Origin of the sequence: uncultured Pontibacter sp. (assembly GCF_947492645.1) — a bacterium.
Taxonomy (GTDB): domain Bacteria; phylum Bacteroidota; class Bacteroidia; order Cytophagales; family Hymenobacteraceae; genus Pontibacter.
In genome coordinates this window covers 226,635-241,879 of record NZ_CANLMZ010000005.1, presented here as the reverse complement: position 1 = coordinate 241,879, position 15,245 = coordinate 226,635, and the positions used below count along the sequence as shown (strand labels likewise).

Annotated in this window: 12 protein-coding genes; 7 read left to right on the top strand and 5 right to left on the bottom strand. The window is 45.6% G+C overall.

From position 1 onward, the window contains the following. Both Q1A23_RS06375 and Q1A23_RS06370 read left to right on the top strand, forming a co-directional pair. Positions 1 to 597 (top strand): glutathione peroxidase, encoded by a 597-nt coding sequence (locus Q1A23_RS06375; RefSeq protein WP_299821143.1) that lies wholly within the window; start codon positions 1 to 3, stop codon positions 595 to 597. Positions 598 to 648: 51 nt separating this feature from the next. Further along, complete coding sequence (locus Q1A23_RS06370; protein WP_299821140.1) at positions 649 to 1,584, top strand: 1,4-dihydroxy-2-naphthoate polyprenyltransferase; 936 nt, start codon at positions 649 to 651, stop codon at positions 1,582 to 1,584. A gap of 66 nt (positions 1,585 to 1,650) precedes the next feature. Here Q1A23_RS06370 and Q1A23_RS06365 read toward each other — a convergent pair whose 3' ends face one another. Continuing rightward, positions 1,651 to 4,113, bottom strand: a complete 2,463-nt coding sequence (locus Q1A23_RS06365; RefSeq protein WP_299821138.1) for an outer membrane beta-barrel protein — start codon at positions 4,111 to 4,113, stop codon at positions 1,651 to 1,653. Between the two features lie 510 nt (positions 4,114 to 4,623). After that, positions 4,624 to 5,970: a DEAD/DEAH box helicase gene (locus tag Q1A23_RS06360; protein WP_299821218.1), complete on the bottom strand. Its 1,347-nt coding sequence runs from the start codon at positions 5,968 to 5,970 to the stop codon at positions 4,624 to 4,626. 697 nt (positions 5,971 to 6,667) lie between these two features. On the opposite strand from Q1A23_RS06360, the gene Q1A23_RS06355 reads away from it, so the two are divergent. From Q1A23_RS06355 to Q1A23_RS06345, 3 genes are all read left to right on the top strand, one after another. Continuing rightward, positions 6,668 to 7,420, top strand: a complete 753-nt coding sequence (locus Q1A23_RS06355; RefSeq protein WP_299821135.1) for a YebC/PmpR family DNA-binding transcriptional regulator — start codon at positions 6,668 to 6,670, stop codon at positions 7,418 to 7,420. 15 nt (positions 7,421 to 7,435) lie between these two features. After that, positions 7,436 to 8,554, top strand: coding sequence for a CoA transferase (locus Q1A23_RS06350; RefSeq protein WP_299821132.1), 1,119 nt, complete (start codon positions 7,436 to 7,438; stop codon positions 8,552 to 8,554). Positions 8,555 to 8,675: 121 nt separating this feature from the next. Next, positions 8,676 to 9,356, top strand: a complete 681-nt coding sequence (locus Q1A23_RS06345; RefSeq protein ID WP_299821129.1) for a hypothetical protein — start codon at positions 8,676 to 8,678, stop codon at positions 9,354 to 9,356. Between the two features lie 120 nt (positions 9,357 to 9,476). On the opposite strand, the gene Q1A23_RS06340 is transcribed toward Q1A23_RS06345, so the two are convergent. After that, positions 9,477 to 10,217 carry a phenylalanine 4-monooxygenase gene (locus Q1A23_RS06340; RefSeq protein ID WP_299821126.1) on the bottom strand — a complete coding sequence of 247 codons (741 nt, stop codon included), beginning with the start codon at positions 10,215 to 10,217 and terminating at the stop codon, positions 9,477 to 9,479. Positions 10,218 to 10,706: 489 nt separating this feature from the next. Between Q1A23_RS06340 and Q1A23_RS06335 the strand changes: the two genes are divergently transcribed. Next, entirely contained in the window at positions 10,707 to 11,774 is a 1,068-nt protein-coding gene (locus Q1A23_RS06335) for a sulfatase-like hydrolase/transferase (protein ID WP_299821123.1), read from the top strand. 118 nt (positions 11,775 to 11,892) lie between these two features. After that, entirely contained in the window at positions 11,893 to 12,999 is a 1,107-nt protein-coding gene (locus Q1A23_RS06330) for a hypothetical protein (protein ID WP_299821120.1), read from the top strand. Positions 13,000 to 13,023: 24 nt separating this feature from the next. Here Q1A23_RS06330 and Q1A23_RS06325 read toward each other — a convergent pair whose 3' ends face one another. Beyond that, entirely contained in the window at positions 13,024 to 13,221 is a 198-nt protein-coding gene (locus Q1A23_RS06325) for a hypothetical protein (RefSeq protein ID WP_299821117.1), read from the bottom strand. Between the two features lie 123 nt (positions 13,222 to 13,344). Beyond that, positions 13,345 to 15,240, bottom strand: coding sequence for an amidophosphoribosyltransferase (locus Q1A23_RS06320; RefSeq protein WP_299821114.1), 1,896 nt, complete (start codon positions 15,238 to 15,240; stop codon positions 13,345 to 13,347). Positions 15,241 to 15,245: the final 5 nt, after the last annotated feature.

The window sequence follows — 15,245 nt, the reverse complement described above, 5'->3', positions numbered from 1 at the left end:
ATGAACAAGAGCATTGCTTTTTTAACTGTGGCTATTGCAATGGCATTTACTGCCTGCAAAGAGCCTAACCAAGCAACTAAATCAACAGAAGAAACTATGGCAACAGAAACAGCACCTAATACTACCAGCACCAGCAGCTTTTATACTTTTAAAATGGAAACGCTGGAAGGTAAAGAAGTAGATTTTTCGCAGTATAAAGGCAAAAAGGTTTTGCTGGTAAATACGGCATCGGAATGCGGTTTTACGCCGCAGTATGAAGACCTGCAGAAGCTGAATGAGCAGCATGGCGATAAAGTGGTTATACTTGGTTTTCCGGCCAATAACTTTGGCGGCCAGGAGCCGGGCAGCAACGAAGAGATTGCCAGCTTCTGTCAGAAAAACTATGGCGTGTCCTTCCAGATGTTTGATAAAATATCGGTGGCAGGAGAAGACAAACACCCACTATATACTTGGCTGACTGATAACGCACCAAACCACGAAGAGCCGAACTGGAACTTCTGCAAATATCTTGTAAACGAAAACGGTGAGGTTGTGGCTTTTTACCCATCCAAGGTAAAACCGATGGGAGAGGAAATTCTTGCAGCCATCCAAAAATAAGTATAGTTGTGGCGCAAGCAGACGTTTGTGCCAGCATTTAGTTTTTATACTTTGAACAATACATCTCAAAACATTCCCCAGAATCCAGGTCTTGTAAAGGTCTGGATTTCGGCTTTTAGGCCACGTACATTGCCTCTGGCGCTCTCCTGCATTGGTATGGGTGGTTTTATGGCGGCGGCTGACGGATACTTTAACGGAGCCATTGTAGCCTTGTGTGTGCTTACTACGCTTTTCCTGCAGATACTCTCTAATCTGGCCAACGACTACGGCGATACGAAGCATGGCGCAGATAGTGTGCACCGCGAAGGCCCTATGCGTGCTGTACAGGCAGGGCATATAACGGCCTCGCACATGAAGACCGGGATGATTGCATTCAGTTTACTTTCGCTTGTATCGGGATTGGTGCTGCTTTGGGTGGCTTTCGGTGCTGAGGGAATGCTCTTGTTTCTGGTTTTTCTGGGGTTGGGGCTGGCCTCTATCTGGGCTGCCATTAACTATACAGCCGGAGATAAACCTTATGGGTATGCGGGCCTGGGAGATATTTTCGTGTTTACCTTTTTTGGGTTGGTAGGGGTATTGGGCACTTACTACCTGCAGGCGCAGCAACTAGAGTTTGCTGCTGTGCTTCCGGCACTCATCTGCGGCTTTTTTGCCACCGCTGTACTTAACGTTAACAACATCCGCGACATTAAATCTGATACACTAGCGGGCAAGCGATCCATACCGGTGCGGCTTGGGCCAGAGAAGGCGCGCGTATACCACCTTATACTTTTGGCAGGCGGTGTGCTGAGTGCTGTGCTATATGTAGTGCTAAACTTTTACAGTTATTGGCAGCTGCTGTTTATACTTGCTTTACCGCTTGTTATAGTAAATGGCATAAATGTGTGGCGTAAGCAAACCTCTAAAGAGCTGGACCCATACTTAAAGCAGATGGCTATTACCACACTTTTGTTTGTGTTGCTGTTCGGGCTGGGGCAGGTGCTGTAAAGTATAAACCTTAGCACACATAAAAGGCGCTGATGTGTTTCAGCGCCTTTTCTTTTTGCTTAGTTTCTAATTGCTTGTTCCTCCGCCGGAGCTATCGCCTCCGCCTTTCAGGTCATCGTTTTTAATGCCTCTTTTCTTGCGGGCAATATCGCCTTTCAGCTTACCGAACCGGTAGTTGAAAGACATAGTCAGGCGGCGGTTTACAAAGTATGATTCCTGTTCCGATCTGAACCTGCCTGGTTCATCTATCTCGGTAAACCAACGGCGGGTTTTCTGGAATGGGCTGCTAAGCGAGAGCGTTACACTTGCCTTATTGTCTTTAAGGAACTGCTTGGTAGCTGATAAACTGTTAAACATATAGCTAGCCGACCTGCCTTGCAGCAGCACATCAGAGGAGTACACACCGATGTTGCCGCTTGCTCTCCAGCCTTTCTCAAACTTATAGCTAAGGTTACCATAAATGTTTGCCGTGATGCCATCGTTATCTACCGGCCTGTCGTTAAGCGTGCTTTGCAACTGTACATAGTTTACAGCACCGTTCAGGTTCAGCGTTATCTTTTTCAGGAAAGTGGCATTGGTGCTTAAGTTAATGCCTGTAGTGTGGTTTTTACCAATGTTGCCAAATGTTGTCACAGACACCGTATCGATGGAGCGTAAAAACGTGTACTGCTGTATAGAGCTGTTTGTGAACGTATGGCTGATGCCTGTGTTGATAGAAACGCCCTTTACAAACGTATTATAAGAGAGGTTAAACACGTTGCTTGTTGCTGCTTTCAGGTTCTCGTTACCGTAGGAGATGTTCTTGGGGTCAACTTCATTTACGTATGGGTTGATGTACCATAAGCTTGGCCGCTCAATACGCTGTGTGTAAGATAACTTTATGTTGCTCATTTTAGGCAGAGAGCGCGACAAGGCAATGTTCGGTATCAGGTTAAAGTAATCCTGGTCTGTCAGCGTGCCCGTTGATTTAAAATTGGCATCTACTTTTGTTTCTTCCAGCCTGGCCCCAACGCGTAATCCCCATTTATCCTTTTTAAGGTTCATGGATGTATAAGCAGCATAAATATCCTGGTTATACTCAAAATTGTTTGTCCTGCTTGCATCTGTTATGTACCTGTTTTGCTCAGCGTCAAAAGTCTGATAGTAGAAGTCGCTGTTGATATCACGAAGTATAGTTTTTACACCCACCTCAAGCGCATGCTTTTTCACGGGCTGCACATAGTCTATCTGGAACGTTTGCTCTGTGGTCGCACCGTTGTTCTCAGTTTTGTTTTTGGAGCCGGGATAACTAAGCAGCGGTATCAGGCTAAAATCAGTAAAAGACTCGTTTCCGTTTTGCCCATACTTGTACGATAAGGTAAGCAGTTGCTCTTTGCTTCTCTTAAAAGTGCGCTGATAATCCAGGCCCACTTCGTTGCCAAACCATGCCTGGTCTCCCAGGTTTAATCTCCTGTATGATGAAATTGGAGTGCCATCCGTCTGGTTGTTTTTTACCAGCTGCTCCTGCTCATAGCCGCCATTGCTCTGGTTCATGTTAAAGTTGGCTGTAAAAAGGTTAAGCGTATCCAGCTCAAAGCTTAACTCGCCGCTTAAATACCTGAACTTGCCTTCGTTGGTACTGTGGCCCTGCTGGTCAAGTATGGTTTGGTAAATAAAGTCTTCCCTGGTGTAATTGTTCGAGCTTTTGGGGCTATAGTAATCGCTTAGCCCCCCGTAAACAGAAGCCCCGAACTTGCCGACTTTGGCAGTTAAGTAACCGCCGCCATACGAACCACGCGGGCTGCGAATGTTGCCGCTTACTGATCCGTTGTAGCCGCCGGGCGCTTTTTTGTGGGTTATAATGTTGATAATACCACCTACGCCCTCTGCCTCATACTTTGATGGTGGGTTAGTGATCACCTCGATGTTTTTGATGGAGTTGGCGGGCATACTCTTGAAAACATCTTTGGGGCTGTTCGCGAAAAGAGAAGACTCCTTCCCGTTGATTAACACCTTATAGTTGCTGTTGCCATTCAGTTTGATGTTGTCATCGCCGTCAACGCTTAGCAGCGGTACTTTGCGCAGCATGTCCAGGGCGTTCATGGTTTTGCTTTCCGGGTCTGCGTCTACGTTATAGCTCAGCTTATCTACATCCTGGGTTATCAGCAGCTTTTCGGTTACAACCTCTACTTCTTTCAGTTTATTGGCAGTACTAACCATTAATATTTTACCCAGGTCTGCGGTTGTTTTGCCTGGTGCAAAAGCCGGCACTTTTATTACCTGCGTTCTGTAACCGACATAAGTCAGGATTACTTCGTAGTTTTTCTCTGGCAGGCCCGCCACTTCAAAATAGCCGTTGTCTTTGGTAAAAGTACTCTTTAACGGTTGGTTCTGGCCTACCTCCTGGATAAGTACGGTAACATAACCCAGGCCCTGGCTGTTGGTCGAATCAATAACAGAACCTTTGATGGTGCCGCTAAACGGAGCCTGAGCCCATGTAGTGGCAGTAAACAGGCAGCACAGCAATGCTGTAAGTAAAGTTTGTTTCATAAAAGTTTGGTTAGTATACAGTAGTCGATAATTTTTCAAATATAACAATGTAAATTAATACAACTAAATATTTAGTTGATTTCATAATTTATACTTTAGGTATCTAAGATAGAAGTTAATCAGGTTTAAATCAGAAAATTAACATAGTTTAACATTTGCAGTTCTTTATGCTTCTGGTATGAGTAAGCGGGTAAACTGGGTAAGCGTAAGCTAATGGCTTTCTCTCTTTTGAGAGGGAGATGGGTAAGCGTGAAAAATTTAATATAGTATAAACGTAATATAGTAGGCGCTATCGTATACTTATTAGTAAAAATAATTTAAGTATAATTTTATAGTAGGTTCGCAAGTATAAAATCTGAGGCTGTGGTTGGCCTTACAATTTAAAGCAGCTTACTTTCATAAAGGTACAGCAGCACAGTTAGAGTACCGCTTTGGCAGAGCCTTATGGGGTAGTTATTGATTTTAGAAAGCAAGCGCATAAAAAAAGGCAGCTATTACAGCTGCCTTTTTTTATGCCTGGGTGGGAGTTTGTGGTTCTCCGCTGCCAGAGGGTTTATTTCTGTTTTTGTTTCTGTTACGGTTGTTGGGTCTTTTTCGAGCACTTTCTGTTGTGCTTGCCTCTCCCTGGGCTTGTTGTTTTTCTCCTGCCTGTGCCGGTTTAGGGCCACGATGGTGTTTGCTGCGGTGGTCGCGTTTTTGGCCACCAGCGCCTGGCTTGCGGTCCCCCCCTGGTCTGCCGCCGCCTCTGCTGTCATGGCGTTTGGTTGGATCGTAAGCTGGTGCAGGGCCAAAATCTTCAGGTAAAGGCAGCTTTGGTAATTCACGCTCAATTAAACGCTCTACCTTCTGCACCTTAAACATGTCTTTCTCATTAACAAACGTAATGGCAACACCTGTAGAAGCAGCACGGGCTGTACGGCCAACGCGGTGCACATAGTCCTCTGCGTCCTGTGGCATATCAAAGTTTACCACATGGCTCAGGCTGTCGATGTCTATACCTCTTGATACAATGTCTGTCGCAACCAGGATCTGGTGTTGCTTGTTCTTAAAGCCTTGCAACGCGCGCTCACGCTCATCCTGCGTCATATCTGATTGTATTCCCTCGGCCTCAAAACCCATTTTGCGCAGCGAGCGCACAATCTGGTTTACGTTTGATTTGCGGGAGGTAAACACAATCATACTTTGTACTTCCTGTTCCTGCAGTAAATGCTCCAGCAAAGGAAGTTTCTGGTTGTCGTAGGCAAGGTACAGGCGCTGGTCTATACCGGCTGCAGGCTTCGAAATGGCTAGGTTTACCTCTGCAGGGTTTTGTAGTATCTGCTGGGCAAGATCCCTGATTTTACGCGGCATAGTAGCCGAGAATAACAGGGTTTGACGCTCTTTTGGAAGCTGCTTTATTATTTTAAGCAGATCATCCATAAAGCCCATATCCATCATTTTATCGGCCTCATCGAGCACCAAATGGTTGAGTTGGTCTAATTTAACATAGCCCATGGCCATGTGCGCCAGCAAACGACCGGGAGTAGCAATAATGATATCGGCTCCTGTTGTGAGGGCGCGTTTTTGCTGGTCCCAGTCACCGCCTTTGCTGCCACCATAAATGGCGATAGAACTTACAGAGGCAAAGTAGCCAAAGCCTTCTACCTGCTCGTCTATCTGCTTAGCCAATTCGCGGGTTGGTACAAGTATAAGCGTGCTTGTGTGCTCATACTCTTCATGCGAAATACGATCTATCAGGGGCAGAAGGTAAGCTGCTGTTTTACCGGTACCGGTTTGGGCGCAGGCAATCATGTCTTTACGCTCAAGTATAAGTGGTATGGCTTGTTCCTGTACCGGAGTAGGCTTATTGTAGCCCATCGAGTCAATGCCGGTTAGTACGTTTTCGTGTAAGTTGAACGAATGGAAATCCAAAGTATAACTGTTTGTTAAATTAACATATAGATGTACCCACATTTATGGATACTATAATTAGGTAAATATACGATAAATAACAGATTAATATACGTACTGCATAATTGCTAGAGCTGACGGCTAACATTTTGCCATACTTTATGCAATATGAATTGTTTGTGTATTAATTGTAACGATATCATGTAAAATGCAATATATTCTTGTGCTGTTTTGCTCCACCAAAATATATACAATTAGCTATTATGGCAGCAGAATAATATATATTAAAGAATAGCTATATTTTTAAAATTTGCAATATATGTAAAAAGTTATATTTTGCTGTAACAAATACTATTTCATGGCGTAATATAGGGTAAGCAATATTTTATAATATTGACTTTAAATAATATAATTATTAAGCTATATTGTTATGAAAAGAGCTGTACAAGACTCGCCTAACTTCTTTCTTCTGTTAGGCCTGAACATCATCAACGCCATTTTTATGTTGCTCTAGGCAGTAGCATTTATCTATAAAGAAACATTTTAAAAGAGCAGTTTGGCCTTTGGCCAGGCTGCTCTTTTTTTAAGCTTACTTTTTTATTTTTTTTGCTGTGCTGGATAAGCATTGCAGTTTAAGTTTATCAAAATAGATACCTGATACCACATGGCAGGACATAATAAATGGTCGCAGATAAAGCGTAAGAAAGGCGCGCTGGATGCCAAAAGATCAAAAATATTTACAAAGCTGATAAAAGAGATAACGGTAGCTGCCAAAGAAGGCGGCCCGGACCCTGATGCAAACCCGCGCCTGCGGCTGGCTATACAAACCAGCAAAGCCGTAAACATGCCCAAAGAAAACATAGAGCGGGCTATAAAGAAAAGCGAAGATAACCAAGGCGAATATTCAGGTGTAACTTATGAGGGATATGCCTCTAATGGTGTAGCAGTATTTATTGAGTGCCTCACAGACAACATCAACCGAACAGTACAAAACCTGCGCACTATTTTTAACAAAGGCAATGGCAGCCTGGGCGTTAATGGATCTGTAGAGTTCTTATTTGATAGAAAAGGCGTTTTTATAGTTGCAAGAAACCCGGAACTGCTTCTAACAGATGACGAATTGTTGCTGGAGCTTGCCGATGGCGGTGCAGAGGAGGTGGAATTTGATGAAGCGTACCTTTCTATTTACTGTGCCATGGAAGACTTTGGTGCAATGCAGAAAAAAGTTGAAGAACTTAACTTGCAGGCAGAAACCGCAGAACTGCAGCGCCTGCCTAAAACTACAGTAGCAGTCGATGACCCTGAAGCTGTACGTAAAATACTAAAGTTGATAGATGCGCTGGAGGACGACGATGACATTCAGAAAGTTTACCATAACTTAGAGCTAACCGATAATGTAATGGCAGAACTAGAATAACATAAAGAGGCCTGAATGGAAGCAGTTTTTAAAGATTTGCTGGTGCTTGAGCTGGCAAGTGTATTGGCAGGGCCAAGTGTAGGGCAATTCTTTGCAGAGCTGGGCGCTAAGGTTATCAAAGTGGAAAACGCTGCCACGCGCGGCGATGTCACCAGAACCTGGAAGCTGGCAACAGAAGACAATGGTACTGATACGCCGGCTTATTTTTGTGCTGCCAATTGGGGTAAAACTGCTTTGGCGCTAAACCTTACGCAGCAGCAGGAACTGGAGCAATTGTATGAACTGGTTAAAGAAGCAGACCTGGTAATTGCCAGCTACAAACCCGGTGACGCCGAAAAGCTGAAAGTTGATTTCACGACGTTGCAACACATAAACCCCAGGCTGATTTATGGGCACATTACGGGCTACGGGCCTACTGATGCGAGGGTGGGCTACGATGCTGTAGTGCAGGCTGAAAGCGGCTTTATGTACCTGAATGGGGAGCCAGATGGCTTGCCTACAAAAATGCCCGTTGCCTTAATGGATATCCTGACTGCGCACCAGCTTAAAGAAGGACTACTTGTAGCATTGCTGCAGCGCGAAAAAACAGGGGCAGGGCAACTGGTGCAGGTGTCGCTGCTGGAGGCAGCTGTATCGGCGTTGGCCAACCAGGCAACAGCCTTCCTGGTGGCTGGCCATGCACCAGGAAGAATGGGATCTGAGCACCCAACCATTGTGCCTTACGGCAGCGTGTACACAACCAAAGACCATAAGCAGCTGGTAATTGCCATCGGCGACGACAGGCAGTTTAAACGACTTTGTGCTATACTTGGGGCACCTCAGTTAGCAGATGATCCAATGTATAAAACAAACTACTGCCGTGTTCAACATAGGAAAGAACTAAACACTCTGCTTCGCAAACTAATATCGGAACAGGATAGGGCGAAACTGCTGAAGCACCTGCACAGGCAACATGTTCCGGCTGGCGCTGTTAACACCATTCCCGAAGTATTTGAGCAGCCACAGGCCCAGGCAATGTTATTGCAGCACCCTTTGGCTAAACCAGGGGTAAGGCAGGTGGCGTTCGAGCTGGTAGGGCAGGAGCTGCCGCAGTTGCAACCGCCACCCAGCTACCAACACCCTGAGCAAGTATAAACGTTAAATGCTGCGTACGATACTCTTTCACTCTCTTTTAATTCAGCCCCTTTTTTAAACAAAGTATCCCGATCTACGGTACAAACTACATCTGGCTAAATTCAGAACCGACACATACACTATGGAAGATAGATTAACTGATATTGTAAATGGCTTGCACCAGAAATCTGTAACAAAGCAGGCGATTTACCGAAATACCCTGAATACGTTCAAGAAAATGAAGGAGGTATCGCAGGAGTTGGTTGATGACTTGACGAATCGTATTACGGAGCAGGATGCAAATGTGATCATTGAATATCGCAACGTTAACGAACATGAGTTTCATATTAAGTTCTCGGGGGACTTGCTTGTTTTTGTCATGCACTCAAACATTATCACCTTCCCGGACGATTATGAGATAATGAACAACGAGTATATTGACGAGGATTTCCGGCGCCGCTTTTTTGGGCACATTATGGCTTATAATTTTATGGCTGATACCATAAAGTACAACAGGCTGGATGATCCGGGTTATCTTGTAGGGCGCATGCTGGTAAACATCGAGAATCACTTTTGCATTGAGGGGGTAAAACAGCTTGACCTGCCTAACGACGAAATAACGAACATCTCCAAGAATGTACTAACCGATAGCAAGATCCGCATTATTGTAGAAAGTGCTATGGTAGCTGCTGTAAACAACGATCTGATGGGGCAGGACATAAGCGACATTGAGCGCATTACGTTAAAGCAGAAACTAGAAAATACGCACCTTACCAAACCTCGTAAGTTAGGATTCCAGATAAGCCCTGAGCTGACGCACTAACATACATCAATGGCTTTGCTGCTGTTGAGCATAAAGCAAAGGCAATAATCATTTTTAGCAACGTACTTTAATCAAAGGAAAGGCAGCAGGTTATACTTTACCGGCTGCCTCTCCTTTGTTTTATACTTCCTCCAGTTGCTGGCGCAACGCTGCAATCGCCCTTCCTATTTTAGGCAAGCTTTCCAGTAACTGCTCAAAACTCTCGATACAGAAGTACTGGCTTTGGTAAGTTTCTTTAACATAAGAAGTATCCAGAATGTGATCTACATTAAAATCATACTTTATACTTTCTTCTGAAACAGACAGCTTGCTCTCACCTACAGACGAAAGTATGCCCGCCCCGTAGATCGCTGCTTTAGCGCCTGGCTCCCGGAAGAGGCCGAACTCAATGGTATACCAGTAAATGCGCGTCAGTTTATCAATCACATCGGGTCTGTCAACGTGCTCCAGGGCCATTGCCGAGAGGGCAGCCAGAAAATCGCAGTATACCGGTATCGTTAGCAACGGCACGTGCCCAAACACATCATGAAACATATCCGGTTCTTCGAGGTAGTCCAGTTGGTCCATCGTTCTGATCCAGACTGTGGCAGGGAACTTCTTATTAGCTATTAAGCTGAAGAAAACGGCATCATCTACAATACCCGGGGCCGGCACAACCTCAAAACCAGTCAGGGGTTTAAGTATCTGGTTTACCTCTTCAAAATTCGGGATGCGGTCTGGCTTAAATTTTACAAGTTCAAGGCCTTTAAAAAATGCAGGTATGGCTTTCCCCGGCAGGTTCTCAATCTGCCGCTGGAACAAAATGGCCCATACTGTATGGTTTTCTTCGGTGTAGTTGCTGTATTGTTGTGTCAGGCTCATGGTCTAAGTCTTTGATATGAAAAGTATGATTGGTTTAAAAAGAAAAAAGCAGCGGCTTGAGCCACTGCTTCGGCAGGTTCACCTGAGGTAAGAAAGCTTTTCCTCGCTTTCTGTAACTATACGTTAGTTGATGGTGGTGATTGCCTTAGCAGTTGCGGTAATAGCGGTAATAATAGCTGCAATAGCTATACACGCTCAGGCAATAAGAATAGGCAATAGACAGCAGCGCCGTGCCAAGTGAGACTGGCAAAGTAAGTGTGGTCGCTATGGCTGTGCTTTGGTGCATTAATGTATCTGTAGTGCAATAAGGTAAAGTTATCGCTTAAACGCAAGAAGTTTTTCAGGGTTGTTCAGCTTGTAATGAGTTCGTAATGCCAACCAGGAAGATGACTTTAGCAGCTACACAGTTACAGAGCACCTTTCTATACTTTAAGTTAATCTTATACTTGTACAACGTAAATCAAAAATGTGATGTATAACTAGTTATAAATGAGGTCTTTATTTACTGAAGAGAGTGTGATGGGTGTATCGGAAGAATCTGGAAGATGGGAGAGCAGGATACCTTACAGGCGTTTCTTTCTCTTTGTGCTACTTATAGGGTTGCTGCTCTTGTTTTGGGGTTGCGCAGGCACTTCTACCGGCACCGCCTCAAAGCCATTCAGAACCGAGCATGTTGTTATAGTGGTAATTGACGGCCCCCGGTACTCTGAAACATGGGCAACCACGCCGGGCCTCATACCTTTTATGTCGGGCACGCTGAAGGGCAGAGGCGCCTTTTTCGCTGATTTCCAGAACGACGCTTATACCTACACCAACTCCGGGCACGTGGCGATAACCACAGGCGTAAACCAGGAGATAGATAATTACGGCGACGAACTTCCGGCTAACCCTTCCTACTTTCAGCAATGGCTAAAAGCCACAGGTAAACCCGCAACGGCTGCCTGGCTGGTTATGAGCAAAGATAAACTACACATACTTGCCAACACCCAGGACTCCACATGGCACAATCAATTTCAGCCTTCCGTTAACTGTGGCGTAAATGGCCCTGGCACAGGCTACCGCGCCGATTCGCTTACTATAGTAGAGGCTACACGCATACTTTCGCAGCACAAGCCTAACCTGATGCTCATAAATCTGATGGAGCCGGACGGCTACGCCCATGCAGGTAACTCGGCCTACTACTTAAGAAGTATTTCCAGGTCCGATACGTATGTGAAGCAGCTTTGGGACTATCTGAACAAAAGCAGCTTTTACAAAAACAAAACAACCCTTTTGATTACGAATGATCACGGCAGGCACCTGGATGGAGTTGATGGGGGATGGATGGAGCATGGCGACGATTGTGAAGGTTGCAGGCGCATTAGCTTGCTTGCCATTGGGCCGGACTTTAAAAAAAGAACAACGGTAGCCGCAAAGCATACACTCATAGATATTCCTGCTACTATATCGCCGCTGATAGGCATTAAGCTGGAGAAAGGGGAAGGGCAGGTGATCAGGGAGATATTTACAAAGAAAGCGCTAAAGCAACTGGATGCGGGAGTAAAAACGGTGCAGTAAAATATAACGAACTTCGAGGCCAAACCAGCAGGCGCTCATATTTTCAGGTATAGGATTAAAAGAGGGGAGATAACAGGAGGGACGTGAAAAAAAGATGCGGATAAACAGTAAAGCAGGTTTGCTTAGATCAGCCTGTCTTGCCTTGATTTGGTTGCTGAATGCATCCATACTTGCTCTGGCTCAACCGGAGCAAAAATATACTTTTAGCTCCCAAACGCAGGCTGCCTTCCCAATACCCTACCAAAGCGACTTATTCGACAGCGAAGAGGTGCTTCAGTTTACTTTACTGGTAGACTACAAAGAACTCTTAAAGGACCGTGGCGATGAAAGGGTATACCACAAAGCCTCCATACACTATCAGACCGGGACAGGGCAAACTACTGCAATAGATTTAAAGGTGCGGGTAAGGGGCAAGCACCGCCGCGACCCGAGCGTGTGCAGGTTCCCGCCGCTGCTGCTCAACTTTCCAAAAAAAGCTGTCGCGAACACCGTGTTTGCAGGCACCGATAAACTGAAACTGGTTACCCATTGCATCGGCGAGAAGTATGTTATCCGGGAGTACCTGGTTTATAAATTATACAACGAGCTAACCCATCTCAGTTTTAGGGTAAGGCTGTGCAAGATAGAGTATAAAGATGTGGAAGGCAACCGGAAAATTGGTAGCAACTATGCCTTTCTGATAGAGGACGAGGACGAGATACTGAAGCGGAACAAAGGCGAGAAAATGCCCGAAGAGCTACTCATCCGTATGGACGCCACCGACGACAGGACAATGGCAAAGCTGGCTCTTTTTCAGTACATGATCGGCAACACCGATTGGTCTGTGCCTTACCGCCACAACATAAAGCTGCTGCTCTTAGAGTCATACTCTAAGCCTGTGCCTGTGCCTTACGACTTTGACTATACCGGAATCGTTATGCCGCCTTACGCCAAGCCCCCGCCCGAAATAGGAATCACATCGGTGCGGCAGCGCATTTTCAGGGGCTACAGTTACCCCGACGACGTATTGGCTGAGTTAGTACCTTTCTTCAATAACCGCAAAGAAGCTATTTACCAGGTATATAAGGGCAATCACCTGCTAGACGAAAAATACCGAAAGCAGACACTCCGTTACCTCGACGAGTTCTACGAGACCATCAACAAACCAAAAGACTTTGAGCGCCAGATTGTAAAAGCAGGGCAGCAGAATGAAAGAAGTAGTGTTGTAGTTAAGGGGCTGGATTAGCCGCCGAAGAGGGCATAAAACCTGTTATGATAGCAGATCCTTTATAGCCATGATCAGGAAAGCAATGGTGCCGCCGTATACGGCCACTTTAGTTACAGCCGAAGCATTTTGTAAGAAAGCAGTATGCTGATTATACTTTATGATGCCTAACATTGTAAGGGAAAGGTACACGAACAAAATCAGGGGGATAAGCGTGAAGATAATTTCTCCTATTTTCTGCATGGCTAAGGGCTTGTTAACAGCACAAAGATAAGGGCTTTTTTTGAAGCTGCTTTTGCGTTTTAAAAACAAGGCCTCCAAAACATATGCTCCGGAGGCCTTTTAAATAATTAGTTACAAAACAGCTTAGTAAGCTCTTCCTGCTTTGTTCTCCACGAAATTCATGAAAGCGCGGTTTACAACGCCGGTACCTCCCGGAGTCGGGTAGTTGCCGGTAAAGTACCAATCGCCTTTATGGTTTGGGCAGGCCTGGTGCAGGTCTTCAATAGTTTGGTAAATTACCTGTACTTCAGCTTTTACCTGAGGGGCTTTTACAATCTCAGATACCTTTGCGGAAATCTCTTTTGCTGAGAACTGGTCATAGAGCTCTTTCACAAAGTTTTTTTCCTGGAAGGCAGAGGTGCTTTGAGCCTCAACGCATTTCTGGTAAACATCCTGCACCATGTTGCTCTTGCCGGTATCATCCAGCAAAGCCAGCAGGGCTCTAAAGGCCACAAACTCCTTCATCCGCGACATGTCTATGCCGTAGCAATCGGGGTAGCGAATCTGAGGGGCACACGATACAATAATAATTCTCTTTGGCTCCAGTTTGTCCAGCATCTTGATGATGCTTTTCTCAAGGGTTGTACCCCGCACAATAGAGTCATCGAGCACTACCAGGGTATCAATGTTTTTCTTTACAACCTCGTATGTAGTGTCGTAAACGTGCGTCACCAGGTCGTCGCGGCTGTTGTTGTCGGTAATAAAGGTACGCAGTTTGGCATCTTTTATAACCAACTTGTGCGCTCTTGGCTTATACTGCAGTATCTCGTCAAGTTCTGCTTCGGATAGCTTATTGTTCAGGATTGCCTTTTTACGGTAAGTACGCAGGTAATCTTCGATTCCCTTCATCATGCCCAGCCACGAGGTCTCGGCAGTATTAGGGATATAAGAAAACACCGTATCCTTTAGGTTGTAATCTATCGTCTCTAAAATTTGCTGGCACAGCAGGCGGCCCATGTTCAGGCGTTCATTGTAAATCTCTGGGTCATTGCCTCTTGAGAAGTAGATACGCTCAAAGCTGCAAGACATTTTCTCGCCCTGCGGCAGAATTTCTTTTAGCTCAGGGTTACCCTGTTTGTCAATTATCAGGGCATGGCCTGGCGTAATTTCCTTTATCTGGTTGTAGTCAACGTCGAAGGCGGTTTTGATGGCAGGCTTCTCAGAAGCAATTACCACGATCTCGTCATCCGCATAGTAATACGCCGGGCGGATGCCATTCGGGTCGCGGACCACAAAAGCAGCACCATAGCCTGTAAGGCCGGCCATGGCATAACCACCGTCAAAGTCCTTACAGGCACGCTTTAATACGCGCTGCAGGTTCAGGTTTGTCTCGATCAGGTTGGTTATTTCCTTGTTGGTGTAGTCACCTTTCTTAAATTCATCGAACAGCATCTGGTTTTCTTCATCCAGGAAGTGGCCGATTTTCTCAAGTACGGTGGTGGTGTCTGTTTTTTGCTTTGGATGCTGGCCCAACTCAATCAGTTTGGCAAACTGCTCGTCCACGTTGGTCATGTTAAAGTTACCGGCTACGGCCAGAGAGCGGCTGCGCCAGTTATTTTCGCGTACCATCGGGTGGCAATTGTCTACGCTGTTAAGCCCGTGGGTGCCGTAGCGCAGGTGGCCCAAGTAAACATCACCTAAAAACGGCATGTTTTCCCAAATCCATTCTGTGTTGTTTGCCTGCTCCGGATTTTCCTCCTTCAGGTTTTTGAACTCCTTGCCAATCTTCCCGAAAATGCTGTCGATGGCACGGGTCTTAACCGATCTGAATCTGTTAATGTAGTCTATACCAGGAAGTGCATTGATTTTGATACTGGCAACGCCCGCACCGTCCTGACCACGGTTGTGCTGTTTTTGCATCAGCAGGTACAGCTTGTTTACGCCATACATCGGGGTTCCATACTTCTCTACATAATATTCAATCGGTTTTCTGAGCCTGATCAGGGCAATGCCGCATTCGTGTTTAATAGAGTCGCTCATGGGTG